Raw genomic sequence first — 25,248 nt, 5'->3', positions numbered from 1 at the left:
GCGAAATTCACTCCTCCTGACCGGGCCTGCCGGACGGAGAGGCGGCGGGGTAGGGCACAATTCGCTTTCGTCGCGGGGGACTTGTGTCATGTTTTTTGATGGCTTTGACGGTGGGGAAGGCGGGCTTCGGGCGTGGCGGTGCAGGAGGCGAGGCGGGGCGGCCCCGACATGGGCGCCCACGAGGGGGGCTGCACCTGCGGGGACTGTCCGCACGGGGTGCGTGAGGGACATCGGCGGGCGGTCGCCGCGTTCCTGCTGAAGCGGGACGAGTTCGCGGCCGGACAGGGAGTGCCGGCCGCGGTGGCCCACTCCGCCTCCGCCTCCCGGCAGTGGGTGTCGGAGGAGCTGACGCAGGCCGCGGAGATCGTCGCCGAACGAGGGCGGGCCGAGGGCGCGGCATGGCTGGTGCGGCGGACCGCGGGTGTGGTGTGGGCGGGCGTCGTGCTGCTGCTGTTGGGGCAGGCGCTCACGGCGATCGGCGCGGGGTGGAGCGCCGCCCGCACCGCCGGGCTGCTGGCCGCGCTGGTGATGGCCGGGGCGCTGACCGCGGCGTCGTGGTTCCACCGGGCGCGCGGAGGTGCGCTGGCACCGGTGATCGGGGAGGACAACCGGCTCTCCACGTCCCGTGCGGTGGCCGCGTGCTGGGTGCTGTTCCTGGCGTTCGCGGTGCTCGTTCTGGTGGGGCAGCTCGCGGCCGCCTCCGGGAACCGGGAACGGGACACGCTGATCGACGGGCTGGAACTCGCCCGCGGCGCCGGTGTGGTGACCGTGCTGGCGGTGGTGTGCGGGATCGCCGTGCTGGTGCGGCGGGTGGTCGGACTGCGGGTGCTGGGACAGCGGCTGCAGAAGGTACGCGCGTACCGGCCCAGGGCGGCGGACCTGCTGACCGACGACTCGGGGCGGGGCAGTTTCGCCGACATCCAGTACGTCGTGATCAGCGGTGTCGCCCTGGTGTTCGCGGCGGTGCGGCTGGCCCGGCGGCCGGACCAGTTGCCGGATCTGCCGTGGGGACTCGCGGTGGTGGTGCTGGTGTCGGCGGCGACGTATCTCGCGGGGAAGTACGCGGAGGGCGGCCGTCCGGTGATCCTTTCGGTGGTGCGGGCGCGCGAGGCCGGTGATCTGGACGCGCCGATCCGGACCGGGGACGACATCGAGATCCGGGGGGCCGGATTCGTGCCGGTGGGCGCCCAGGGGGCGGACCGGCTGTCCCGGATGGTGGTCCGGGTCGGGCCGGTCAACGTACACGTGCCGCTGGTCCCGGTGACGGGCGGCTTCGACAACCCGACGGACACGCTCCTGACCGTCCCGGTCCCGGCAGAGGTGGAACCGGGCCGAGTGGAGGTCCAGGTCATCACGGCAGCGGGCGTGGAAACAAACCGCTACGCGATCGACGTGACGGACTAGCCCCGTTCCCGCGGGCAGTCGTGCCGCTGGGGAGGCACGGGTGGGCGCGACGGCACCTCGTTAGCGCCGGGCTGCGCAACCCACCCCCGGCCCACAGCAACGCCGGGACACCCACAGGCACCGCACTCCGAAGAAAAACCCCACCCGCAGGATTGAGCCGCCCTCATTCGTCATACGTATCTTCGTGTTGAGGAGTGCCGGCACGGCAGTGAGAGGCGGCGGACAGTGACGACTCACGGTATGCGCACGGACACGCACTCCCCACACCTCGACGGCGACGGGGACTGGCGGGACACCGCCACCCGCTACGCCCTCGTCCCCCTGCGCCTCTTCCTCGGAATCACCTTCATCTACGCCGGCCTCGACAAACTCACGGACAGCGCGTTCATGAAGGACTCCGGCGCCGGCTCGATCGGCGACATGATGCGCGGCGTCCGCGACTCCTCCGCCCTCCCCGCCCTGGTCGACATGGCGCTGGAGAGCCCGGTCGCCTTCGGTTACGCCATCGCCCTCGGAGAGCTGGCCGTCGGCATCGGCACCCTGCTCGGCCTGCTCACCCGCCTGGCCGCCCTGGGCGGCGCGCTGATCTCCCTCAGCCTGTGGCTGACCGTGAGCTGGGCCGCCGATCCGTACTACTACGGCAATGACCTCCCGTATCTGCTGGCCTGGACACCGCTGCTGCTGGCGGGCGCCCCGCTGCTGTCCGTGGACGCCGCTCTTCGTACCCGGCGGCGGCAGCGGAGAGGGGAGTACCGGTAGCGCCCGCTCAGGGCGCCGTCTCCGCGCCGGTCTTCCGGGGAGCCGTCCGGCCGCCCCGGCGCCGCCGTACGAGACCGGTCAGGGAACCCACCGCGCCGGCCAGACAGAGCCCGCCGGTGACCACGGGAATCGCCACGAACCACGGGGTGTCCCAGGCGCCGCCCGCGTCACCGGCGTAGATCACCGCGGCGAGGACGAGGAAGGCGCCGGCCACCAGCCTGCCCGGCTGGAACTCATGACGCGGCACGGCTCACCTCCGCCTGTCCCGCGCCGACCTGGAGATCGAGGTCGAGCGTGCCCGCCTCCTCGACGCCGGCCGGCGGCTCCAGGGTCACCTCCTTGTGCTTGCCCGGTGCCACGTCCACGTCCTTCTGCCTGTCGCCCGGCAACTGGATGTCACCCACTCCCACGTCGATGGTCAGCCTCACGGTCACGTCCCTGGGCACGATCACGTGGACCCGGCCCAGGCCGACGTCGGCCCGCGTCGAGACGGTGCGGTCCTCGGGAACACGTATCGCGGACAGGTCCAGTTCGCCCTCGCCGGCGCCCAGGTCGTAGGCCGGGCGTATCTGCGCGACCGAGGCGGGCGCCCAGGTCGTCTGCTTCCAGTCGGTGCCGATGTCCTTGGGCAGGGCGGCCGAGCCGGCGAGCAGGCCCGCCGTGACGACCGCCAGAACGATCGAGCCCGCCCCGGTGCGGCCGAGGAACGCACTGACGGCCACGCCGATGCCGAAGACGGCGAGCGCGCAGGCGAGACCCGTCTGCAGGCTGGTGCCGAGGGGGTGGTTCTCCCACGTCAGCCCGGCACCGAGGCCGCCCGCGAGCAGGGCGAGCAGGAAGACCCGGCCGCCGATCCCGCCACGGGGGACGCGCGGGACCGGGGGACGGAGGGGCGGTGCGTACGCCTTCCCGCGGGTGCCGGTGCGGGGGCCGAGCCCGCTGTCGACGGTGGTGGCGATGTCCATGTCGCGGGCGTCCAGGGGGCCCCACAGATAGCCCGTGCCCCCGACGTGGGTGCCGTCCTTGACGATGGGGTCACGCCACCACGACGGGAAGGCGGAGGGGGCCGGCGGCGCCTGGGGCTCCGGCGGGGCGTCGGCCACGGCCTGGGCGGCTATGGGGTCGGGGCTGGGCGCACCGCGCCGCCGTGACCAGTACCCGGCGCCGGCGAGCAGCAGGGACAGTATGACGGCGAAGCTCAGCACTCCGTCGTTGCTCAGCATGGTGAGGAAGACGCCGCAGCCGACCAGTGCGAACAGGACGGCCGTCAGGGTGTGGCCGCTGACCCGGCCGGTCAGCAGCCGGCGGATCTCGTTCTCCTCCTCGTCCTCGTACGGGACGAAGAGCCAGGCGAAGCCGTAGAAGATGAGGCCGATGCCGCCGGTGGCGGACAGGACCGCGAGCGTGATCCGGAAGATCACCGGGTCCATGTCGCACTGCCGGCCGAGCCCCGCGCACACCCCGCCGAGCAGCTGGTGCCGGCGGTCGCGCCGGAAGGGCCCGCTCTCGTCGGCCGGCTCCGGTGGCGGGGCGGTCGCTCCCTCCGGGCCCGAGACGGGTCCCGGACCCGTCGTGGCGTGCTGGTGATCGGTCATGGGTCCATGGTGACGGGCGAGCCGCCGTGGCGGCAGTCGGTACGACCCTGGCCGGACCCTGATATCGGTCCCCGAGCGGTACCGGGGGAGCGTTCGACGGACCAGGGCCGCGGAGATCAGGGGAGTCTCCGGGGCCGACCCTGATGCTCCGGTACTCCGGGCGTGTGACCATCATTGGCATGTCGGAAGCCGCAGCAGCGCCCGTAGCCGAGCCGCGGCCGCCGCGCAAGCTCTACCGCAGCAGTGACGGACGCTGGCTCGGTGGTGTGGCGCGGGGGCTCGCCGGACACCTCGGGCTGCCCGTGATCTGGGTACGTCTCGTCTTCGTCGGCCTGTTCATGGCCGACGGGCTCGGCGCGCTGCTGTACGCCGCGTTCTGGTTCTTCGTACCGCTGGGCGTCGGCGGTGTGGACGCGCAGAAGCCGCCCTCGCTGGTGACGACGGAGACCTCGCCGGACGGCCGGCGCAGACTCGTCACCCGGAAACCGGACAAGGGACAGATCGTCGCCCTGCTCCTCATGGTCGTGGTGGCCATGATCTTCGTGGGCAATGTGGACCTGACCAACGGGACCAGGGCCTACCTCTGGCCGACCGTACTGGTCGGCGCGGGCGTCGCCCTGGTCTGGCGGCAGGCGGACAACGCCCGCCGGGCCCGCTGGATGGAGGTCGGCCGCCGCCGGCGCACGGTCACGCTGCTGCGGGCCGGGGCCGGAGTGCTCCTGGTGACGGCGGGCGCCTCGGGCATCTTCGTCCTGCGGGGCTCCGGCAGCCACCTCGGCTCGGTGCTCCAGGCGGCCCTCGCGGTCCTCGTCGGCATCACCCTCCTCGCCGGCCCCTACCTCGTACGCATGACCCAGGACCTCTCCGAGGAGCGCCTGATGCGCATCCGGGCGCAGGAACGCGCGGAGGTCGCCGCCCACGTCCACGACTCGGTGCTGCACACCCTCACCCTGATCCAGCGCAACGCGGACAACGCGGGCGAGGTGCGCCGTCTGGCCCGGGCCCAGGAGCGCGACCTGCGGGCCTGGCTCTACAAGCCGGAGGGCAACGGCAAGGACGAGGACGAGGAACCCGCCACCCTCGCCGAGGCGGTGAAGCGCAACGCCGCCGAGGTGGAGGACAAGCACGGCGTCCCCCTCGAGGTGGTCGTCGTCGGCGACTGCCCGCTCGACGAGAGAATCGGCGCACAGATGCAGGCCGCGCGCGAAGCGATGGTCAACGCCGCCAAGTACGGTGGCGAGGGAGGCGCGGTGCAGGTCTACGCCGAAGTCGAGGGGAGGACGGTCTTCGTGTCCGTCCGGGACCGCGGCCCCGGCTTCGACCTGGACTCGATACCCGCCGACCGCATGGGCGTCAGAGAATCGATCATCGGCCGCATGGAGCGCAACGGGGGCACGGCGCGGCTGCGCGCGGTGCCGGACGGCGGCACGGAGGTCGAGATGGAGATGGAGAGGGCGGAGAAGACGTCATGAGCGAGCCGACCGAGGCGAACGGAACGACGGGACCGGCACAGGGCGCCGCGTCCGCGGAGTCGGCCGGCGGCAGCGCCGGGCGTCATGTGCGGGTGGTCCTCGTCGACGATCACCGCATGTTCCGCACGGGTGTCCAGGCGGAGATAGGGCAGACCGCGCAGACGGGTGTCGAGGTGGTCGGTGAGGCCGCCGACGTCGACCAGGCGGTCACGGTCATCACCGCGACCCGGCCCGAGGTGGTCCTGCTCGACGTGCACCTGCCCGGTGGCGGCGGCGTCGAGGTGCTGCGCCGCTGCGCCCCGTTGATGGGCGACGCCGAGCAGCCGGTCCGCTTCCTCGCCCTGTCCGTGTCGGACGCGGCGGAGGACGTGATCGGCGTGATCCGCGGCGGTGCCCGTGGCTACGTGACCAAGACGATCACCGGGACCGATCTGGTCGACTCGATCTTCCGGGTCCAGGAGGGGGACGCCGTCTTCTCCCCCCGCCTGGCCGGCTTCGTCCTGGACGCCTTCGCCTCGACCGACGCCCCGCCGGTCGACGAGGACATGGACCGCCTCACCCAGCGCGAGCGGGAGGTCCTGCGGCTGATCGCCCGCGGCTACGCCTACAAGGAGATCGCCAAGCAGCTCTTCATCTCGGTGAAGACGGTCGAGTCCCACGTCTCGGCGGTCCTGCGCAAGCTCCAGCTCTCCAACCGCCACGAACTGACCCGCTGGGCGACGGCGCGGCGGCTGGTCTGAACGGGCCGTTCAGACCACGCGCGCGGCGCCCGCGAAGGGCATCTCGTCGATCGGGGCCACGCGGACCGGGGCCGAGGGGTTCGGGGCGTGGATCATGCGGCCGTCGCCGATGTAGAGGCCGACGTGGCTGATGCCGGAGTAGAAGAAGACGAGGTCGCCGGGGAGGAGTGCGGAGCGGGGGACGCGGCGGCCGGCGTCGATCTGGGCGTAGGAGGTGCGGGGCAGGGAGACACCGGCGGAGCGGTACGCGGCCTGGACGAGGCCCGAGCAGTCGAAGGCGTCCGGGCCGGTCGCGCCCCAGACGTAGGGGCTGCCGAGCTTGGCGTAGGCGTAGGAGACGGCCTGCGCCGCGCGGGGGCCGGGAGCCGCCAGAGCGGCGTCCCGGGCGTCCGTCGAGGAGTGCGGGGCGCGGTCGGTTCCGTCGGTGAGCCCCGCGCGTTGCCCGGGGGTCAGCCGGGACAGCAGCCGGCGGGCGGCGGTCAGCTTGGTGTCGATCGTCTTCTGGTGCCGCTGGAGTTCGGCGCGGCGGGACGTCAGCGATGTCACCTCGACCCGTGCGGCGCCGCGCAACCGCTCGATCTCCCGGAGTTGTGCGCGTACGTGCCCCACCGCCGCCTGCCGGCGGCTGCCGGCCCGTTCGGCGAGCGCGGCGCCGTCCAGATAGCCGTCGGGGTCCTCGGAGAGGAAGAGCTGCAGGGCGGGGTCGAGGCCGCCGCCGCGGTACTGCGCCGCGGCGACCGTGCCCAGGGCGTCCCGCGCGGAGTCGAGCCGGTCCTTCCTGCGGGCCGCCTCGTCCTGCAGATCGCGCAGCCGCCGCTGGGCCGACTCGGCCTTCTCCTTGGCTCCGTTGTACTTCTCGGTGGCGGTCTCCGCCTCCCGGTAGAGCCTGTCGACCTCGGCCTTGACCTGGCCCGGTGTCAGCCGCGGTTCGGCGTGTCCCGCCCCGTCGAAGCCGGTCGCGGTGGCCGCGCCGGCGAGGGCGAGGGCGGTGGCCGCGCGGGCCGTGGTGCCGCCCGGGACACGCTGCCGGGTCCTGCGGTGCGCTGCCACCTGGATTTCCGTCCTTTCCGACTTTCCGACTTTCCGACGACCGCGCGGAGCGGACTGCCGTCCGGTGGTCCGGCGGCGGGGGTGCGCAGGGGAGCCGTCCGCCGCCGGACCTTCTCGGCGGTGGTGTCCGGCCGCCGCCCCTGGACCGGGCGGCGGTGGAGAGCCGGTCACCTGGAGGAGGACGCTAGGCCCGGCCGTGCGGCCCCGGTGACGGGTTGTGCGGAAGTGATGTGAGCGGACCGTCGGGTGACCGTAAGTGACAGATGCCCTGCTCCGACTTCATCGTCTTCACTCAAAGTGATGACCGATATGGCGGAGGAGGGACGGATGAGGGTGCCGGAGTGCTAGGAGGCGGCTATGGCTAGGCTCCGGCCTCATGGACGTACTCATCCACCTCTTCGTCGGTCTGCACATCATCGGCATCGCGTCGCTCCTCGGCGGCTTCCTCACCCAGATGAAGGCGATGGGCGCGGGCACCGCCCGGTTCGTCCCCGCGATGCTGCACGGCGCGCTGACGATGCTGGTCACCGGTGTGGTCCTGGTCGGCCTCAACCAGGCCCAGGACTACTCCGTCGACAACATCAAGATCGGCGTGAAGCTGGCCCTGCTGATCGTGATCCTCGGCCTGGTGTACGTGAAGCGGGACGACGAGAAGGTGGACAAGGGCCTGTTCGGCCTGGTCGGACTGCTGACCGTGACGAACGTCTTCATCGCGGTGCTGTGGACCTGACCTCCGCTCCACGGACCCGGACGTGACCGCGGCCCACGACAGGACGCGTCCCGGGCTCCCGGGCCCAGGGGACGCCGGCGGCGGTGGACGCGGACAGCGCCACCGCCGCCGGCGTTTCCCAGGGGGAGCGCGGGCGACCGGCGCCGCGTGCCGTGGCGCGGACCGGCACGGAAAAGGGGCGGGGACGACGCCGGAGGACCGTCCCCGCCCCTTCCGGGCGGTCAGGCGGGGCGCACCACGCTGTGGATCGAGGACTCGCCGTCGTAGTAGATCGACTCCTCGCGGACGTACGTGCCGGGCTTCGGCGCGTGGATCATCATCCCGTTGCCGATGTAGATCCCCACGTGGGTGACGTCGTCGTAGAAGAACACCAGGTCACCGGGCCGGGCCTGGGAGACGGGGACCGTCGTGCCCGCGTTCACCTGGTCGTAGGTGGTGCGCGGAACGGTGACGCCGGCGGCCTTCCAGGCGGCCTGGGTGAGGCCGGAGCAGTCGTAGGAGCCGGGGCCGGTGGCGCCCCAGACGTACGGCTTGCCGATCTGCGCGCGGGCGAAGGCGAGGGCCTTCTCGGCCTTGGTGGTGTACGAGGAGTCCGTCGACGGTGAGGTGGTCGAGCCGGAGGTGCCGCCCGCCGAGGTACCGCCGTCCTGCTGAGCGGTGGCGGCCTCCTCCTGCGCCTTCTGCCGCTCCGCCTGCTGCCGGGCGAGCTCGGCGGCCTTGCGGGCGGCCTCCTCCTGCTTCTCCTTCTCGATCGCCGCGAGCCGTGCCTTCTCCTCGGCGGTCAGCTTCGCCATCAGCTCGCGCGCGTCGGTGAGCTTCTTCTGGACGGTGGCCTTGGCCGTCTTCAGGTCGCCCTGGGTCTCGGTGAGCGTCTGAAGGCTCTCGGTGGCCTCCTGGCGCTTCTGCATCGTCTCGGACTGCTGGGTGACGTAGTCGTCGACCGCTTCCTTCTGGCGGCCGGTCATCCGGTCCATCACCTGGCGCTGGTCGAAGATGTCCTGCGGCGTGTCCGCGAGCAGGAAGGTCGCGGTGTCGGGGACGCCGGCACCGGTCCGGTACTGGGCGGCGGCGAAGGAACCCAGCTCCGCCCGCGCCTCGTTGAGCTTCTGGGTGCGCTTGGCCACGTCGTCGAGGAGCGTGTCCACCTGCTTGCGCTGCTTCGCGGTCTTCTCCTTGGCCGCGTTGTACTTCTCGGTCGCCGACTCCGCCTGGCGGTAGAGGTCGCCGACCTTCTTCTCGACCTCCTCCAGGCTCGGCCTGCCGTCGTCGGAGGGGGCGGCGGTGGCCGTCTGGGACAGCAGGGCCACGGAGGTCAGGGCGGCCGTGGCGAGGGCCGGGGTCCGTATGCCTGCCACGCGCGTGCCGGGGGTGCGCGACTTGCGGTGCGACGCCAAGGGAGGCGACTCCTTCCAAAGCTCCGCCTACCGGGTTAGCTGTCGGGTTCGGGCGGCTTGCTCGGAAGGGTTGCCCTACGGCCGCTCCGCGAGGGAGTGGGCCGATTCACCCCATGGTCTCGGTGGGTCCCCGGCTCCGGCTGCCGCGGGGGCAGTGACGGACTCGGCGGGGGCCGCGCGGCCCGGCGGGGTTCGCCGGTGGGGGTCGTACGGCCCGCCCGCACCGTAGCCAACCGGTGTGGCCCCTGTGAAGGTTGATGGGTGATATGCCCGATACATTTTCGTGACCTTGCGTGCGGGGTCACCCAGGGTGATGGGGTGGTTCTGGAGGGTGTGCGCCCCGTCCCGGCCGCCGGATTCCGGGGATGTTCCCGGGGTGGCCCCGGGTTGTCGGTGGGGCGCCCTAGACTCGGAGAGCGATGAGCAGCCTCTTTGACGACAGCTTCCTGGCGGACCTCCAGGCCCAGCGGGGCCCCGAGGGCGAGCCCCCGCCACCGCCCGAGGACGAGTACGTGCCGGAGCAGATCCCGGACGACCTGTTCGGCGGGAAGTTCGACGTGCCGCCGGACCGGGACGCCTACTACCGCGACGGCGCCCCGCGCCCGGTGATCGACGCCGCCGCGCTGCTGGAGGGGCTGAACGACAACCAGCGCGCCGCCGTGGTGCACTCCGGTTCCCCGCTGCTCATCGTGGCCGGCGCCGGTTCCGGCAAGACCCGTGTGCTCACCCACCGCATCGCCCACCTGCTGGCCGAGCGGCACGTCCATCCGGGCCAGATCCTCGCGATCACCTTCACCAACAAGGCCGCGGGCGAGATGAAGGAGCGCGTCGAGCAGCTCGTCGGCCCGCGCGCGGGCGCCATGTGGGTCATGACGTTCCACAGCGCGTGCGTGCGCATCCTGCGCCGCGAGAGCAAGAGGCTCGGCTTCACCTCGTCGTTCTCGATCTACGACGCCGCCGACTCCAAGCGTCTGATGGCCCTGGTCTGCCGTGACCTGGAGCTCGACCCCAAGCGTTTCCCGCCGAAGTCCTTCAGCGCCAAGATCAGCAACCTGAAGAACGAGCTGATCGACGAGGAGGACTTCGCCGCCCGGGCCGCCGACGGCTTCGAGAAGACCCTCGCCCAGGCCTACGCGCTCTACCAGTCGCGGCTGCGGGAGGCCAACGCCCTCGACTTCGACGACCTGATCATGACGACGGTCAACCTGCTGCGCGCCTTCCCGGACGTCGCCGAGCACTACCGCCGCCGCTTCCGGCACGTCATGGTCGACGAGTACCAGGACACCAACCACGCCCAGTACGCGCTGGTCCGCGAGCTCGTCGGCACCTCCGAGCACCCCGCCGGCACACCGTCCGAGCCCGAGGTGCCGCCCGCCGAGCTGTGCGTGGTGGGCGACGCCGACCAGTCGATCTACGCCTTCCGCGGTGCGACGATCCGCAACATCCTCCAGTTCGAGGAGGACTACCCGGACGCGACCACGATCCTGCTGGAGCAGAACTACCGCTCCACGCAGACCATCCTGAGCGCCGCCAACGCCGTCATCGAGCGCAACGAGTCGCGGCGTCCCAAGAACCTGTGGACCAACGCCGGCGCGGGCGCGCGGATCACCGGGTACGTCGCGGACACCGAGCACGACGAGGCCCAGTTCGTCGCCGACGAGATAGACCGCCTCACCGACGCGGGCGAGGCCAAGGCGGGCGACGTCGCCGTCTTCTACCGGACCAACGCCCAGTCCCGCGTCTTCGAGGAGATCTTCATCCGCGTCGGCCTGCCCTACAAGGTCGTCGGCGGTGTCCGCTTCTACGAGCGCAAGGAGGTCCGGGACGTCCTGGCCTACCTGCGGGTGCTCGCCAACCCCGAGGACTCGGTGCCGCTGCGCCGCATCCTCAACGTGCCCAAGCGGGGCATCGGCGACCGCGCGGAGGCCATGATCGACGCCCTCGCGCAGCGCGAGAGGATCAGCTTCCCGCAGGCGCTGAGGCGCGTCGACGAGGCGTACGGCATGGCCGCGCGCTCGTCGAACGCCGTGAAGCGGTTCAACACGCTGATGGAGGATCTCCGTACGGTCGTCGAGTCCGGTGCGGGCCCGGCGACGGTCCTGGAGGCGATCCTCGAACGCACCGGCTATCTCGCCGAGTTGCAGGCCTCCACCGACCCGCAGGACGAGACCCGGATCGAGAACCTCCAGGAACTCGCGGCCGTCGCCCTGGAGTTCGAGCAGGAGCGCGGCGAGGGCGAGTCGGTCGCGCTGTCCGACTTCCTGGAGCAGGTCGCCCTGGTCGCCGACTCCGACCAGATCCCCGACGAGGACGAGGACGGATCGGGCGTCATCACGCTGATGACCCTGCACACCGCCAAGGGCCTGGAGTTCCCGGTCGTCTTCCTCACCGGCATGGAGGACGGCGTCTTCCCGCACATGCGCGCCCTCGGCGAGACCAAGGAGCTGGAGGAGGAGCGGCGCCTGGCGTACGTCGGCATCACGCGCGCGCGTGAGCGGCTGTACCTGACCCGTTCGACGCTGCGCAGCGCGTGGGGCCAGCCGTCCTACAACCCGCCCTCGCGGTTCCTGGAGGAGATCCCGGCCGCCCACCTGGAGTGGAAGCGGACGGGGGCGAGCGCGCCCGTGTCCTCCGGTCCGGTGTCGGGGGTGGCGGCCTCGCTGTCGTCGTCCCGCTCGCGCTCGTCGGCGTCGGGCGGTTCCGGTTTCGCCACCGGGCGGGCCGCGGACAAGCCCGTGGTGTCGCTGGCGATCGGGGACCGGGTCACCCACGACCAGTTCGGCCTCGGCACCGTGGTCGCGGTGAAGGGCACGGGCGCCAACACGGAGGCGACGATCGACTTCGGGGACACCAAGCCCAAGCGGCTGCTGCTGCGGTACGCGCCGGTGGAGAAGCTGTAGCAGCGCGGGCCGAGACCCGTCGGGGGCGGGCCCCTACGACGGGTCGAGGCCGTGGCTGCGGAACCAGGCGAGCGGGTCGATCGCCGAACCGCCGCCGGGACGGACCTCGAAGTGCAGGTGCGGACCGGTCGAGTTGCCGGAGTCCCCGGAGAAGGCGATCGGGTCGCCGGCCTTCACGGTCGTACCGGAGGCGACCTGGTAGCTGGAGAGGTGGCAGTACCACGTCTCCGTGCCGTCCTTCGCCGTCACGATCATCATGTTGCCGTAGGCGGGGTTGAGCTGCGTGCGCACCGTGCCGTCGGTGGCGGCCATCACCGTCGCGCCGTACAGGACGGGGAAGTCGATGCCGGTGTGGACGGACATCCAGTTGATGCCGGACTGGCCGTAGTAGGCGCTGAGTCCGTGCTGCGCGACCGGGAGCGCGAACTTCGGCCGCAGTCGCTCCTTGCGGGCCGCCTCCTCCGCGGCCGCCCTGCGCTCGGCCTCCTGCTGCGCCTTGAGGTCGATGCGCTCCTGGGTGCGGCTGGCCCGGTCGGCGAAGTCGTCGGCGCCGGCGGCGAGGCTCTCCAGCTGGGTGTCCAGCTTGATGTTGGCGGCGGACGGTTTCACCGGCTGGGCGTCCGCCGCGGTCGTCTTCGTCTCCTGGCCGCCGTCGCCGGCCAGGTCGCCGACCGAGGCCGCGGCGATGCCGGCGACGCCCATCACGCACGCCGAGGGCACGGCCACCGTCAGCAGCGCGGAGCGCTTGGCGGGCGTGCGGCGGCGGGAACGCGACCCGGCGCGCGAGGCCGCGCGCGGCGCCGGGGCGGGGACGGTCTCCTCCTGCTCCTCGAGCAGGAGCACCGCGGGCAGCTCACCGGTGTCGGCCGGCTCCTGGGCGGCGGGCTCCTCGTGGGACTCCTGGCCGAAGGACTCGGCCTGCGGCTCGTAGGCGTCGGACGCGGGCTCCTGGGCGGCGGTCTCGCCGCCGTCGGAGTTCCACTGCGTGGCGTCGTAGACACCGCTGTCGAAGGTCTGCGTGCCCCAGTCCCACTGCTGGGTCCGGTCGGCGGGGTTCCCGGCCTGATCGGGCTGGAGCCACTCACCGGCGTCCCACTGGCCGCTGGTCTCCGGCGAGGCGGCCTGCGGCGGGATCACCGTCATCGGGTGATGGCCGGTGGTCCAGGCGGTCGTGTCGTAGCCGCCGGTGTCGTACGGGGACGTGTGCTGGGCCGCGTACATGTCGTAGTGGCCGGTGTCCTGGCCGTCCGTGGGCCAGTGTCCGGTGGTGTCGTACGCGCCGGTGTCCTGACCGCCGCCCGGAAGGTCGCCGAAGAGGGGATCCGTGGCGAAGCCCCCGGCGGTGTGGCCGCCCGTGCCGAAGTGGGTGGCGGCATAACCGGTGGCGTCGTAGCCGCCGTACGTGGTGAAGTCGCCGTACGGGGCTTCCTGGGTGCCGTACGACGCATAGGGCGCCGAAGCGGCATCGGAAGCCGGAGCCGGGTCCATGGTCCCCGACGGGTGACGGTCGTTCACCAACTTCTCTTTCGCCTCGACAACAGGGGCTGCCAGAGCAGTGCGGCGACTGTACCCGGCGGTATGCGGGCACGACAATCTTCCGCAGGTTTCGCGCACGCAGGAAAGGGGCAATCGGTTGTCTTTTGGCGGACGGCGGGCGCGGTCTTGGCTTTTTGTTCGAGACGTGTTCGAGACGGTGGGTGATCGACGGCGACAAGTGGGCCGTCTCGGACCGTTGTTGTTCGGATTGCCGTCGAGGGGGGCGCGCGGTCCCGGTTGTCCCGTGACGCCGGCGCCGGGCGTGTCGCGCTCGGGCCTTCCGGGCGGTCGGTCGTCACGCCACGGTCAGGCCTTCCGGGCGGCCGGTGGACGGCTCTCCGGGGTGCGCCGTGTCCAGGGCCTGCCGTATGCGGGTCGCCACGGCCGGGTGCACGGGCAGCGCGAGATGGCCCACGCCGCTCACCCGTATGTTCACCGACGTCAGGTCGGGGTGCTCGACACACGCCGACTCCAGCGGGTCCATGATGTGGTCCAGGTCGCTCCAGAAGGCGACGAAGCGCGTACGGCAGCCCGGCGCGGGCTGGGCGAGTTCCTCGAGCAGCGGGGAGCCGGGGCGCATCTGGCGCACGATGGGGTGCGCGTTGGCCAGGGGGGCGACGCGTGTGCCGGAGTGCGGGGTGCCGAGCGTGACGAGCGTCCGCACGCGGGCGTCACCGCCCAGCCGCTGCACGTAGTACCGCGCGATGAGCCCGCCGAGGCTGTGCCCGACCACATCGACCCGGCGGCTGCCCGTGTGTTCGCACACCTGCTCTATGTGCCGGCCGAGCAGTTCGGCCGCGATGCGGATGTCGCAGGTCAGCGGGGAGTAGTTGAGCGACTCGATCTGCTGCCTGCCGTGCTGGGCGAGGCTGCGGCGCAGCAGGACGAAGACCGACCGGTTGTCGATGAAGCCGTGCAGCAGCACCACCGGGGGCTTGGCCTCCGCCGGCAGTTGCGCGGTGCCGTCCGGGGAGGGCAGCACGGGGTGCGCGCCCCGGCGCTCCTGGACGATGCCGGCGGGGTAGAGCAGGAGGTGACCCGCCAGGATCGCCAGCTCCAGGGCGGTCGCCTTCAGCAGGGTCAGGGAGAGATCCGCCAGCCGGACCGGCAGAAGACGCCGGCAGAGCGGCAGGAAGGGAAGAGCTGCCTCGGTGACCTTCATGGCCGACCTCCTGTCGGCACGCGGGAGGACGGCCCTGTCCCCCGTGTGCCCTCATGGGAAATCGCTGTGAGAGCGGTCGACGGTGCGCGCGTGCGAGGTGTGGAGGGGGCGCGCTGGTACGGCGGCCTCGGTGCGAATCCCTTGTACGCATGGTCCCACGGCTGCCCGATCGGTGCACGGGCGTGCGGTGCGCGGGGCCCGGAGCCCGGGAACGCTGCCCGGTGAACGTGTCCCTCCGTGTGATTTGCCCCTCGCTGCGCACCGTGAAACTGCCGGTTGCGGGATGCTGGAGATAACGTTCGTTCACTTCCCCGGCCGGTTCGGACCGGGGTGCCCGAGCGATGTGTACGGCACGACGGATGTGTGCGGTACTTGTCGGCAGGGATGGATGCAGTCGCTTCATGGAGGCAGTGATGGGTGTGGCAGCCGGTCCGATCCGCGTGGTGGTGGCCAAGCCGGGGCTCGACGGCCACGATCGCGGGGCCAAGGTGATCGCGCGGGCGCTGCGTGATGCCGGTATGGAGGTGATCTACACCGGGCTCCACCAGACCCCCGAGCAGATCGTCGACACCGCGATCCAGGAGGACGCCGACGCGATCGGTCTGTCCATCCTCTCCGGGGCGCACAACACGCTTTTCGCGGCGGTGATCGAGCTGCTGGCGCAGCGGGACGCGGCGGACATCCTGGTCTTCGGCGGCGGGATCATTCCCGAGGCGGACATCGCTCCGCTGAAGGAGAAGGGTGTCGCGGAGATCTTCACACCGGGGGCGACCACGGCTTCCATCGTGGACTGGGTGCGGGCGAACGTGCGGCAGCCCGCGGAGGCGTAGGCCGCGTTCGTGACGCCTCGCGCGCCGCGTTCGGGCCGGGGCACCGGCCCCGACACCCCGGAGCTGGCGCTGGGCGGGAGCGGGTCGCGCCGCCCGGCGCTTGCCGGGTGCCTCCCCCAGTGCCTGAACGGCCTGGGAGGTGCTCCCATCGCCCACCCTCCCCCACTCTCGGCTCCTCCCCCACCCTCGGCTCCTCCCCCACTCTCGGCTTCGCTCGAGCGGGGGGACCCCCATGAGCGGTGGGACCCCCGTCGCCCCTGGGGGTACCTCCCAGGCCCTTAAGGCACTGGGGGAGGTACGACTGCCCGCGGGAACGGCGGGGTGGGTCAGGGGGTGGGCGGGGTCAGTTCTTTGAGGATGGTCGCGCGTAGGTGCAGGGTGGTGACCAGGCGCTGGAAGGCTTCCGACCAGTAGCCACCGGCTCCGGGCGACGCGTCCTCCGGCTCGTCCGGTACCGCCAGGAGCGCGTCGAGGCGACCGGCCTCGGACGGGTCGAGGCAGCGTTCGGCCAGGCCCATGACTCCGCTGAAACTCCATGGATAACTCCCCGCGTCACGCGCGATGTCGAGCGCGTCGACCACCGCCCGTCCGACCGGCGCCGCCCAGGGCACGGCACACACCCCGAGCAACTGGAACGCCTCGGACAGGCCGTGCGTCTCGATGAACCCGGCCACCCACTCGGCCCGTTCGGCGGCGTCCAGCGTGCCGAGCAGCTTGGCGCGTTCGGCCAGGGACACCGCCCCCGGGCCGCCCGCCTCCGGCGCGGAGGGCTCACCGAGCAGCGCCCGCGACCACGCCGCGTCGCACTGCCGTACCGCCGCCCGGCACCAGGCCGCGTGCAGTTCGCCCTGCCAGTCGTCCGCCACCGGCAGCGCCACGATCTCCCGCGGCGTACGCCCGCCGAGCCGCCGCGACCAGCTTCCCAGGGGCGCGGCCTCCACCAACTGGCCGAGCCACCAGGACCGTTCACCCCGGCCCGCCGGGGCTCTGGCCACCACGCCGTCGCGCTCCATGCCCGCGTCGCATTCGTGCGGCGCCTCGACGACGATCGTCGGCGTGTCCCGCGTACGGTCGACGGCCACACACGCCCCGGCCCGGACCGCCATGCGTTCCGCCAGCGCGGAGCCGGGCAGCGCCGACAGCAGCTCCGCGGCCGTCGCCCGTACGTTGCGGCTGCGGTCGGCCAGGGCCTGTTCCAGGAAGGGCTCGTCGTCCGGGCCGAGTCCGGTGCGCAGTGAGTCCAGGAACATCAGGCGGTCCTCCGCCCGCTCCGTCGCCCAGCTCGCCGCGAGGAGTTCCCGCGCGGTGGCCGGCTCGCGGGAGCGGAGGGCGGTGAGGAGGGCGACCCGCTCGGCGAAGAGACCCTCCTGCCAGAGCCGCCGTATGCCCTCCGTGTCGTGGAGACGGGGCACGGACGTGCCCCCGCCCGGTGTGGAACGCAGGGCGAACCGCCAGTCCGGGTTGAACCGGGCCAGCCACAGGGCGCGCGGCCCCGCGAACCGCAGCGCCGCCGGACGCAGATCGGTCCGTCCCCGCGCGGCGTCGAGCAGGGCGGGCAGCGCGGCCGGGGGCGCCGCGAAACCGCGGGCGTTCGCCGCCGCCAGCCACTGGGGCAGCAGCTCCATGAGGTCCGGAGCCGCTCCCCGGCGGCCACCGCCCGCGGTGCCGGGACGGTCGGCGAGCAGCATCATGAGCCGACGCGCGGCGGCGGACGGCAGCGGAGGGCGCGGGTCCTCGGGGGCCGGCCGCGGACGCTCCGCGGCCCGCGCGGGCCGCAGCCCGGCACGTCGCCGTACGGTCGCCACGGCCGCCGCGTCCAGCAGGGCCGACGGCGCGTCCGCCCCGGGCGCGGATCCCGCCGGTGTGCGCCGGGCCGTGCCCAGCAGGGCCACGGTCACCAGCTCCTCCCAGGAATCCGGGAGGGGCGCGTCCACGGCGGTGGTCGTCCTGCTCATGAGCTTCCTTTCCGACGGGCGTCCCGGCACGGTCGAAGACTCACACGCGCCGAGTGTCCAGTGATGTCCGAAAGATTCCTGGGGTGGGCGGGAACAGGGGTGAGAGCACCGCTCAGCACAGCGGCACCGCCTCACCGGGCCCCTCCGGCCATACCGCCAACGGAGTGAATCCCCGGTGGCCGCACTCGCCGAAGACCCTGACCGGGGCGCCGCCCGACAGGGCGACCAGACGCCACAGCCCGGGGCGGGACCGCGCGGCCGGCGTGAGCGGCAGGGCCGCGTCCTCGTCGGCGTCGGCCAGCTGCCAGCCGTCACCGTCCGGAACCGGTATCACCCGGTCCAGCGTCACCGGGACCGAGTCCAGCCAGGGGTCGTCGCGCAGCGCCTCGCCGTAGCGGGCGGCCGCCCGGGCCGTCGTCGTCCCCGGTGGCCGTACGTCCGTCGGCGCGGGCGGCGCGAACCGCTCGCCCAGGGCCATCCGCTGCTGTCCCGTGCCCGGGTACGCGGACAGCTCCGCGTCGAGGACCAGCCCGACCGGCAGCGCGAGCTCCGGGGCGCGGCCCGCCGCACCGTAGGAGAGGAGCAGCGCCGTGCGCCCCGAGTCCGTGCCGTACAGCCAGATACGGCGGGTCGTCAGACGGCTGTCCGCCGTGTCGTACTGGGCGAGGACCAGCCAGCGGTCCCGTACCGCCGGGCCGTCCGCCGGCGCGGGCAGGCCGATACGGGACCGGACCGTCGCGGCCAGGCCCTCCGGCAGCCGCTCCCGGCGCAGCCAGCCCCGGCCGAGGAGGTGGAGCAGCGCGCACTCCTCCAGCAGCCGCACCGGCCGGTCCGGCCCGGTGCCCGCGAGCGTCCCCAGCTCCCGCACCCGGGCGGCCAGCCCCGGCGCCTGGGCGTCGACCATGCGGGCCGCGGTCTCCTCCCACAGCCCGTCCCCCGACTGCTCGGCCGCCGCCAGGCCGCCGCGGAGCAGGTCCGCCAGGCGCTGCTCCAGCTCCACCGCGCCCGCCGTCACCCGCTCGGCCCGGCGCTCCGCCCTGCGCCGCGCCGCCTCCGGACCGGCCGAACCGGAGGAGCCCGGGTTCTGCTTCCCCTCCGTGCGCGTGCGCCGGCCCGCGATCCATCGCCCGGCCCACTCCGGCGCCTCCCCCCGCGGCACCGCCCCGTCCCCGCCCGACCAGAGCAGCAGCAGACCGAGCGCGTGCTCGCACGGCAGCGTGCGGCTCGGGCAACTGCAGTGGTACGCGGGCCCGGAGGCGTCCGCGACGTCGACGACCGTCCGGTACGGAGCGCTCCCACCGCCCTCGCACAGTCCCCACACCGTCCCCTCGTCCGAACTGCCGGCCCCGGACCACGGACCGGCCGTGCCGAGTCTGCTCCCCGCCGTGCGTGACGCGGGGTCAGGCGCCAGTGCCAGCACCTGGTCCGCGGTCCAGCGCACCCCCTGCTGAGTCATGCCACCGAAACTAGATCCCGGCACTGACAATCGCCCCGTCGAGTGCGTTCGTGCAGGTCGGAGCGATTGTCAGTGGCGTGGTGCACGGTTGGTGGCAGATCCGAACCGGCCGAGCTGGAGGGGGACTCCGCCATGACTGTGTCCGTTGGACCGACGCCCGTCGACCCGACGCGGAACGGCTCCGCGCCCACGAACGCGTCGCCCGCGAACGCCGTGCCCGCACAGACGCTGCGACCGCACGCCGAGGACGCCTTCGCCGCCGAACTCGCCGCGCTGGCCGCACAGGACGACCGTCCCCGCCCCGCCCGCTGGCGGCTGTCACCATGGGCCGTCGCCACCTACCTGCTCGGCGGCACGCTGCCGGACGGCACGGTCGTCACGCCGAAGTACATCGGTCCGCGCCGCATCGTCGAGGTCGCGGTGTCCACCCTCGCCACCGACCGCGCCCTGCTCCTGCTCGGCGTGCCCGGCACCGCGAAGACCTGGGTCTCCGAGCACCTGGCCGCCGCGGTCAGCGGCGACTCCACCCTGCTCGTGCAGGGCACGGCCGGCACCCCGGAGGAGGCCATCCGCTACGGCTGGAACTACGCCCGGCTGCTCGCCCACGGCCCCAGCCGCGACGCCCTCGTACCCAGCCCGGTGATGCGGGCCATGGCGGAGGGCATGACGGCCCGCGTCGAGGAGCTGACCCGTATCCCGGCCGACGTCCAGGACACGCTGATCACCCTCCTGTCGGAGAAGACGCTGCCGATACCGGAGCTGGGCCAGGAGGTGCAGGCGGTCCGCGGCTTCAACCTGATCGCCACGGCCAACGACCGCGACCGCGGGGTCAACGACCTGTCCAGCGCCCTGCGCCGCCGCTTCAACACCGTGGTGCTGCCGCTGCCGGAGACACCGGAGGCGGAGGTCGACATCGTCGCGCGCCGGGTCGACCAGATCGGCCGCTCCCTCGACCTGCCGGCCGTGCCCGACGGCATCGAGGAGATCCGCCGGGTCGTCACCGTCTTCCGCGAGCTGCGCGACGGGGTCACCACCGACGGCCGTACGAAGCTCAAGTCACCCAGCGGCACGCTGTCGACCGCCGAGGCGATCTCCGTCGTCACGGGCGGGCTGGCGCTCGCCGCCCACTTCGGCGACGGCGTACTGCGGGCCGGGGACGTCGCCTCGGGCATCCTCGGCGCGGTCGTCCGCGACCCGGCGGCGGACCGCGTCGTCTGGCAGGAGTACCTGGAGACCGTGGTCCGCGAGCGCGACGGCTGGAAGGACTTCTACCGGGCCTGCCGGGAGGTCAGCGGATGAACGCCGGGAAGGCGGACACCGCGGGGCCGCTGCTGCTCGGCGTGCGGCATCACGGGCCGGGGTCCGCGCGGGCGGTGCGGGCGGTGCTGGAGGAGGCCCGGCCGGACGTCGTGCTGATCGAGGGCCCGCCGGAGGCGGACGCGCTGCTCCCGCTCGCCGCCGAGGAGGACATGCGACCGCCCGTCGCACTGCTCGCCCACGCGGTGGACGAGCCCGGCCGCTCGGCCTTCTGGCCGCTGGCCGGGTTCTCCCCGGAGTGGGTCGCGCTCCGCTGGGCGCTGGAGCACAGGGTCCCGGCCCGTTTCATCGACCTGCCGGCCACGCACACCCTGGCCTGGGAGGACGACGAGGCCCCCGGACCCGGCGCGGGCGACGAGGACGTGCGGGTCGACCCCCTGGGAGCACTCGCCGAAGCCGCCGGGTACGACGACGCGGAGCGGTGGTGGGAGGACGTCGTCGAGCACCGGGGCACGGGCGAGGGGGACGCGACGGCGTCGTTCACCGCGCTCGAGGAGGCCATGACCGTGCTGCGGGAGGAGTACGGAAACGGGGGACACCGGCGGGACCTCGTGCGCGAGGCGCACATGCGGCTGCGGATCCGGGAGGCGTGGCGGCAGTCCGAGGACGGCGTGGCCGTGGTCTGCGGGGCCTGGCACGTGCCGGCGCTGCGGCGGAAGACCGCCGTCGCCGCCGACCGCGCCCTGCTGAAAGGGCTGCCCAAGGTGAAGACGGACATGACCTGGGTGCCCTGGACCCACCACAGGCTCTCCCGGACGAGCGGCTACGGCGCGGGCATCGACTCCCCGGGCTGGTACGGGCATCTGTTCGACGCCCCGGACCGGCCGGTCGAGCGGTGGCTGACCAGGGTGGCCGGGCTGCTGCGGGCCGAGGACCGGATCGTCTCCTCCGCGCACGTCATCGAGGCCGTACGGCTGGCGGAGACCCTCGCCGTGCTGCGCGGACGTCCGCTGCCCGGCCTGAGCGAGACGACCGACGCCGTACGGGCGGTGATGTGCGAGGGCTCCGACGTGCCGCTGGCGCTGGTGCGCGACCGGCTGGTCGTCGGCGACGTGCTCGGGGAGGTACCGGCGACGGCACCCGCCGTGCCGTTGCAGCGGGACCTCACGCGGATCCAGCGCCGACTGCGGCTGAGACCCGAGGCCGGGGAGCGGGAGCTGGAACTCGACCTGCGCAAGGAGACCGACGCGGAGCGCGGCAGACTGCTGCACCGGCTGCGGCTGCTCGGCATAGGCTGGGGAGAGCCGGTCGCCGTACGCGGCGGCACGGGGACCTTCCGGGAGACCTGGCGGCTGCGCTGGGAGCCCGAACTGTCCGTACGGGTCGCCGAGGCCGGGGTCTGGGGGACGACCGTACTCGCCGCCGCGACCGCCAAGGCGGAGGCGGACGCCGTCGGCGCGCGGGGCCTCGCCGAGGTCACCGGGCTCGCCGAGCACTGCCTGCTGGCCGCACTGCCCGAGGCGCTGCCCACGGTGATGCGGATCCTCACCGACCGCGCGGCCCTCGACACGGACGTCGGCCACCTCGCCCAGGCGCTGCCCGCCCTGGTCCGCTCGCTGCGCTACGGCGACGTGCGCGGCACCGGCACCGCGGCGCTGGCCGAGGTCGCCGCCGGTCTCGCCGAGCGGATCTTCGTCGGACTGCCCCCGGCCTGCGCGGCGCTGGACGCGGACGCCGCCGACGAGATGCGACGCCATGTCGACGCGGTGCACGGCGCGGTGGGTCTCCTCGGCGACGCCCCCGCACCGGGCCACGGGAAGCTGCGTTCCCGCTGGCAGTCGGTGCTGCGGACCCTGTCCGCACGGGACACCGTGCCCGGCGTCATACGGGGGCGGTCCGTGCGGCTGCTGCTGGACGACGGGGAGCTGGCGAGGGACGAGGCGGCGCGGCTCATGGGGCTCGTGCTGTCGCCGGGCACGCCGCCGGCGGACGCGGCCGCGTGGATCGAGGGCTTCGTCGGCGGCGGCTCGGGCGGCGGACTGCTCCTGGTCCACGACGAGCGGCTGCTCGGGCTGGTCGACACCTGGCTGACGGACGTACCGGCGGAGGCGTTCACGGACGTACTGCCGCTGCTGCGGCGGACGTTCTCGGCGTACGAGCCAGGGGTGCGGCGCATCCTCGGTGAACTGGTCCGGCGCGGACCGGGGGCACGCGGGAGCGCGGCGACCGCGGTGTCCGGCACCCCCGGCTTCGCCCCCGATCCCGACACCGCCCGGGCGGACGCCGTGCTGCCGGTCCTTCGGCTGCTGCTAGGGCCGGACGGGGACGACGGGGACGACGGGGGAGCGCGTGACGGACGACCGGCGGGGGTGACGGCATGACGGATATGCGGGGCGAGGCGGCCACGGCGACGGACCCGGCGCGGGAGCGGCTGCGGCGCTGGCGGCTCGTGCTCGGCGGGGACCCGGCCGACGGGACCGGACACGACCTGTCCGGGCAGGACGCCGCGATGGACGGAGCGCTCGCCGCGCTCTACGGCAAGGGGGACACCCCGCAGGCGGGCCGGGACCGTTCGGCGGGGCTCGGCGCATCGGCTCCGTCGGTGGCCCGCTGGCTCGGGGACATCCGGACCTACTTCCCGTCCTCCGTCGTCCAGGTCATGCAGCGCGACGCCATCGACCGGCTCGATCTCGCCACGCTCCTGCTGGAACCGGAGATGCTGGAGGCCGTCGAGGCCGACGTCCACCTCGTCGGCACGCTGCTGTCGCTGAACAAGGCGATGCCGGAGACGACGAAGGAGACGGCACGCGTGGTCGTGCGCAAGGTCGTCGCGGACCTGGAGGAGCGGCTCGCCACCCGCACCCGGGCCGCTCTCACCGGCGCCCTCGACCGCAGCGCCCGCGTCAGCCGGCCACGCCACCACGACATCGACTGGAACCGCACGATCGCCGCCAACCTCAAGCACTACCTGCCGGAGCACCGGACGGTCGTGCCCGAGCGGCTCATCGGCTACGGGCGTGCCTCGCGGTCGGTGAAGAAGGAGGTCGTCCTCTGCGTCGACCAGTCCGGGTCGATGGCCGCGTCCGTCGTGTACGCGGCGGTGTTCGGGGCGGTGCTCGCCTCCATGCGGTCGATCGACACCCGGCTCGTCGTGTTCGACACGGCGGTCGCCGACCTCACCGACCAGCTCGACGACCCCGTCGACGTGCTCTTCGGCACGCGACTCGGCGGCGGCACGGACATCAACCGGGCGCTGGCGTACTGCCAGTCGCGGATCACCCGACCCGCCGAGACGGTGGTCGTGCTGATCAGCGACCTCTACGAAGGGGGCATACGCGACGAGATGCTCAAGCGGGTCGCGGCGATGCAGGCGTCGGGGGTGCGGTTCGTGACGCTGCTCGCGCTGTCCGACGAGGGGGCGCCCGCGTACGACAGGGAGCACGCGGCGGCGCTCGCCGCGCTGGGCGCACCGGCGTTCGCCTGCACACCCGATCTGTTCCCGGAGGTGATGGCGGCGGCGATCGAGAAGCGGCCGTTGCCGATACCGGACGCGGGATGAGGAGCGAACTCGGGCCGGTGAAAACGGACATGAGTACCCATCGGTAACGGAGGGCTTGCGCGACCTCGGGAGTCGCGTGCGAGGATCGGAGCTGTTCGATCACAGGGACTTGTGAAGTGTCTTCAGCCGTCCCGCCGCCCGGGAGGACCCGCCCCCCTTGACCTGGTCAGCAGCCGTGCCCGGTGCCGCTCTGCGCGCGATGCGCGCGGCGGCCGGGTGGCGTGCGGTCCGGCTGGCACTGCTGGTGGGCGCGGTGTTCGTGCTCGGCGTGCTGTGCGGGGAGCGGGCGCGGGCGGCGGACGGCGGGCCGGGCGAGGTGACCTCCTCCGCCATCGGGGCCTCCACCGTCGGGTCCGTCACCGTCGGGTCCGTGGTGCCGGCCGGCTCGAGCGCCGCGCCCGGCTCGAACGGTCCCGTGTCGGTCAGCGGGGCCCTCCCCGTACCGCGCCCGGACGGGGCCGGCCCGATCCGCCCGACGGCCGGGACCGTGGTCCGGTCCGTGGACGAGCGGATCGTACGGCCGGCCGGGGAACTGATCGGCACGGTGACCGGCCGACTGGACGAGGCGACGCAGAGGCAGCTCCCCGCGCTGCCCGCGCTGCCCGTGCTCTCCGGCCCAGGGCAGCCCGCGCTGCCGGTCCTGCCCGCGCTGCCCGTGCTTTCCGGCCCAGGGCAGCCCGCGCTGCCGGTCCTGCCCGCACTGCCCGCGCTCCCCGGCCCGGAGCAGCCCGCGCCGCTGCCGGAGCTCCCGCACCTGCCCCTGCCCGACGTGCCGGAGCAGCCGCTCCCCGAGCCGGGCAGGCCCGCCCCGCAGCCGGACACCCCGACACCGCCGCCCGACGCGCCGGGGCGGGACGCCCCGGACGAGCCGAAGGCCCCGGACAGACCGTCCGGGACCTTCGGACCGGTCGCCGGCCCCGTCGCCCACGGCCCGCAGCCGGCCCGTGCCGCCGGCGCGGCGCACGACGACCACGGACACCGGCCCGCGCGGGACGCCGTACAGGCCGGGGACACCGCCCCGGCCCCCGCACCGCACGCTCCCGGCGCGCCCGCCGGTCAGCCGGACGGTACGACGGGCAGCCGCTCGGCCGTGGACCATGGCACGCCGCGCCACGGTGACGCCTGTGCCGTCACCGCACCTCACCGGCCGCCGCTCCGGCTCGTCCCCGGCACCGCCGAGCGCGCCGGGGCGACCGGTACCCGGGACCCGTACCGGGACGTTCCGGTCTCGCCCGCTTAGGGCCGGCCCCTCCCTCGCCGCGGACACGTGTGCGCGAGGGCGGCGCGGCGGCCTGCCCGTCCCGCGCCCTCCGCGCCCACCCGTACGTGACTCGCGGGTGACAAAGGACTCCGCGGGGCACATCGGACCCGGACAGCCGAAAGCCGTCGGTCCGTCCGGCCGGAACCTCGTGGAGGGGCGACCGGTCCCCATTGGGGTGGGGGCCGGTC

The 25,248-nt window shown here is 73.4% G+C and carries 19 protein-coding genes and 1 riboswitch; of the genes, 11 read left to right on the top strand and 8 right to left on the bottom strand.

The window, feature by feature from the left end; translation table 11 throughout:
* The first annotated feature begins 132 nt into the window (after positions 1-132).
* Together ACF1DX_RS07365 and ACF1DX_RS07360 are read left to right on the top strand one after the other, a co-directional pair.
* Positions 133-1,404, top strand: coding sequence for a hypothetical protein (locus tag ACF1DX_RS07365; RefSeq protein ID WP_391790245.1), 1,272 nt, complete (start codon positions 133-135; stop codon positions 1,402-1,404).
* 240 nt (positions 1,405-1,644) lie between these two features.
* Positions 1,645-2,163, top strand: a complete 519-nt coding sequence (locus ACF1DX_RS07360) for a DoxX family membrane protein (protein WP_391790244.1) — start codon at positions 1,645-1,647, stop codon at positions 2,161-2,163.
* A gap of 7 nt (positions 2,164-2,170) precedes the next feature.
* Here ACF1DX_RS07360 and ACF1DX_RS07355 read toward each other — a convergent pair whose 3' ends face one another.
* Together ACF1DX_RS07355 and ACF1DX_RS07350 are read right to left on the bottom strand one after the other, a co-directional pair.
* A complete protein-coding gene (locus ACF1DX_RS07355) occupies positions 2,171-2,410 on the bottom strand; it encodes a hypothetical protein (RefSeq protein ID WP_391790243.1) in 240 nt (79 codons plus the stop codon).
* Positions 2,397-3,758, bottom strand: coding sequence for a PspC domain-containing protein (locus tag ACF1DX_RS07350; RefSeq protein WP_391790242.1), 1,362 nt, complete (start codon positions 3,756-3,758; stop codon positions 2,397-2,399). The genes ACF1DX_RS07355 and ACF1DX_RS07350 overlap by 14 nt, the downstream gene beginning before the upstream one ends.
* Positions 3,759-3,937: 179 nt before the next feature.
* Here ACF1DX_RS07350 and ACF1DX_RS07345 point away from each other — a divergent pair, with 179 nt between their 5' ends.
* Positions 3,938-5,230, top strand: a complete 1,293-nt coding sequence (locus ACF1DX_RS07345; protein ID WP_391790241.1) for a PspC domain-containing protein — start codon at positions 3,938-3,940, stop codon at positions 5,228-5,230.
* Entirely contained in the window at positions 5,227-5,970 is a 744-nt protein-coding gene (locus tag ACF1DX_RS07340) for a LuxR C-terminal-related transcriptional regulator (RefSeq protein WP_391790240.1), read from the top strand. The genes ACF1DX_RS07345 and ACF1DX_RS07340 overlap by 4 nt, the downstream gene beginning before the upstream one ends.
* Before the next feature lie 9 nt (positions 5,971-5,979).
* Here the strand turns inward: ACF1DX_RS07340 and ACF1DX_RS07335 are convergent, their stop codons facing one another.
* A complete protein-coding gene (locus ACF1DX_RS07335; RefSeq protein ID WP_391790239.1) occupies positions 5,980-7,020 on the bottom strand; it encodes an NlpC/P60 family protein in 1,041 nt (346 codons plus the stop codon).
* A 376-nt stretch (positions 7,021-7,396) separates the two neighbouring features.
* Here ACF1DX_RS07335 and ACF1DX_RS07330 point away from each other — a divergent pair, with 376 nt between their 5' ends.
* Positions 7,397-7,750: a hypothetical protein gene (locus ACF1DX_RS07330; RefSeq protein ID WP_030829675.1), complete on the top strand. Its 354-nt coding sequence runs from the start codon at positions 7,397-7,399 to the stop codon at positions 7,748-7,750.
* A 221-nt stretch (positions 7,751-7,971) separates the two neighbouring features.
* On the opposite strand, the gene ACF1DX_RS07325 is transcribed toward ACF1DX_RS07330, so the two are convergent.
* Positions 7,972-9,144 (bottom strand): NlpC/P60 family protein, encoded by a 1,173-nt coding sequence (locus ACF1DX_RS07325; protein WP_391790238.1) that lies wholly within the window; start codon positions 9,142-9,144, stop codon positions 7,972-7,974.
* A 7-nt stretch (positions 9,145-9,151) separates the two neighbouring features.
* Positions 9,152-9,302, bottom strand: a riboswitch (cyclic di-AMP (ydaO/yuaA leader).
* 261 nt (positions 9,303-9,563) lie between these two features.
* Here ACF1DX_RS07325 and pcrA point away from each other — a divergent pair.
* Positions 9,564-12,044, top strand: coding sequence for a DNA helicase PcrA (pcrA, locus tag ACF1DX_RS07320; protein ID WP_391790237.1), 2,481 nt, complete (start codon positions 9,564-9,566; stop codon positions 12,042-12,044).
* A gap of 33 nt (positions 12,045-12,077) precedes the next feature.
* On the opposite strand, the gene ACF1DX_RS07315 is transcribed toward pcrA, so the two are convergent.
* Positions 12,078-13,559: a M23 family metallopeptidase gene (locus tag ACF1DX_RS07315; RefSeq protein ID WP_391790236.1), complete on the bottom strand. Its 1,482-nt coding sequence runs from the start codon at positions 13,557-13,559 to the stop codon at positions 12,078-12,080.
* A 316-nt stretch (positions 13,560-13,875) separates the two neighbouring features.
* Complete coding sequence (locus ACF1DX_RS07310; RefSeq protein ID WP_391790235.1) at positions 13,876-14,742, bottom strand: esterase/lipase family protein; 867 nt, start codon at positions 14,740-14,742, stop codon at positions 13,876-13,878.
* A gap of 413 nt (positions 14,743-15,155) precedes the next feature.
* Between ACF1DX_RS07310 and ACF1DX_RS07305 the strand changes: the two genes are divergently transcribed.
* On the top strand, positions 15,156-15,572 hold the full coding sequence (locus ACF1DX_RS07305; RefSeq protein WP_030871236.1) for a cobalamin B12-binding domain-containing protein: 417 nt from the start codon (positions 15,156-15,158) through the stop codon (positions 15,570-15,572).
* 326 nt (positions 15,573-15,898) lie between these two features.
* Here the strand turns inward: ACF1DX_RS07305 and ACF1DX_RS07300 are convergent, their stop codons facing one another.
* A complete protein-coding gene (locus ACF1DX_RS07300; RefSeq protein ID WP_391790234.1) occupies positions 15,899-17,527 on the bottom strand; it encodes a DUF5691 domain-containing protein in 1,629 nt (542 codons plus the stop codon).
* A 112-nt stretch (positions 17,528-17,639) separates the two neighbouring features.
* A complete protein-coding gene (locus tag ACF1DX_RS07295; protein ID WP_391790233.1) occupies positions 17,640-18,983 on the bottom strand; it encodes an SWIM zinc finger family protein in 1,344 nt (447 codons plus the stop codon).
* 132 nt (positions 18,984-19,115) lie between these two features.
* On the opposite strand from ACF1DX_RS07295, the gene ACF1DX_RS07290 reads away from it, so the two are divergent.
* The 4 genes from ACF1DX_RS07290 (at position 19,116) to ACF1DX_RS07275 (ending at position 25,039) form a co-directional block, all read left to right on the top strand.
* Positions 19,116-20,282 (top strand): AAA family ATPase, encoded by a 1,167-nt coding sequence (locus ACF1DX_RS07290; RefSeq protein WP_391790232.1) that lies wholly within the window; start codon positions 19,116-19,118, stop codon positions 20,280-20,282.
* Positions 20,279-22,621: a DUF5682 family protein gene (locus ACF1DX_RS07285; RefSeq protein WP_391790231.1), complete on the top strand. Its 2,343-nt coding sequence runs from the start codon at positions 20,279-20,281 to the stop codon at positions 22,619-22,621. The genes ACF1DX_RS07290 and ACF1DX_RS07285 overlap by 4 nt, the downstream gene beginning before the upstream one ends.
* Positions 22,618-23,799 carry a VWA domain-containing protein gene (locus ACF1DX_RS07280; protein WP_391790230.1) on the top strand — a complete coding sequence of 394 codons (1,182 nt, stop codon included), beginning with the start codon at positions 22,618-22,620 and terminating at the stop codon, positions 23,797-23,799. The genes ACF1DX_RS07285 and ACF1DX_RS07280 overlap by 4 nt, the downstream gene beginning before the upstream one ends.
* 157 nt (positions 23,800-23,956) lie before the next feature.
* Positions 23,957-25,039: a hypothetical protein gene (locus ACF1DX_RS07275; protein WP_391790229.1), complete on the top strand. Its 1,083-nt coding sequence runs from the start codon at positions 23,957-23,959 to the stop codon at positions 25,037-25,039.
* Positions 25,040-25,248: the final 209 nt, after the last annotated feature.

This window comes from Streptomyces sp. NPDC014676, from assembly GCF_043084105.1.
Classification (GTDB): Bacteria; Actinomycetota; Actinomycetes; order Streptomycetales; family Streptomycetaceae; genus Streptomyces.
The sequence above is the reverse complement of the archived record's forward strand: the minus strand, read 5'-3'. Positions and strand labels throughout refer to the sequence as shown.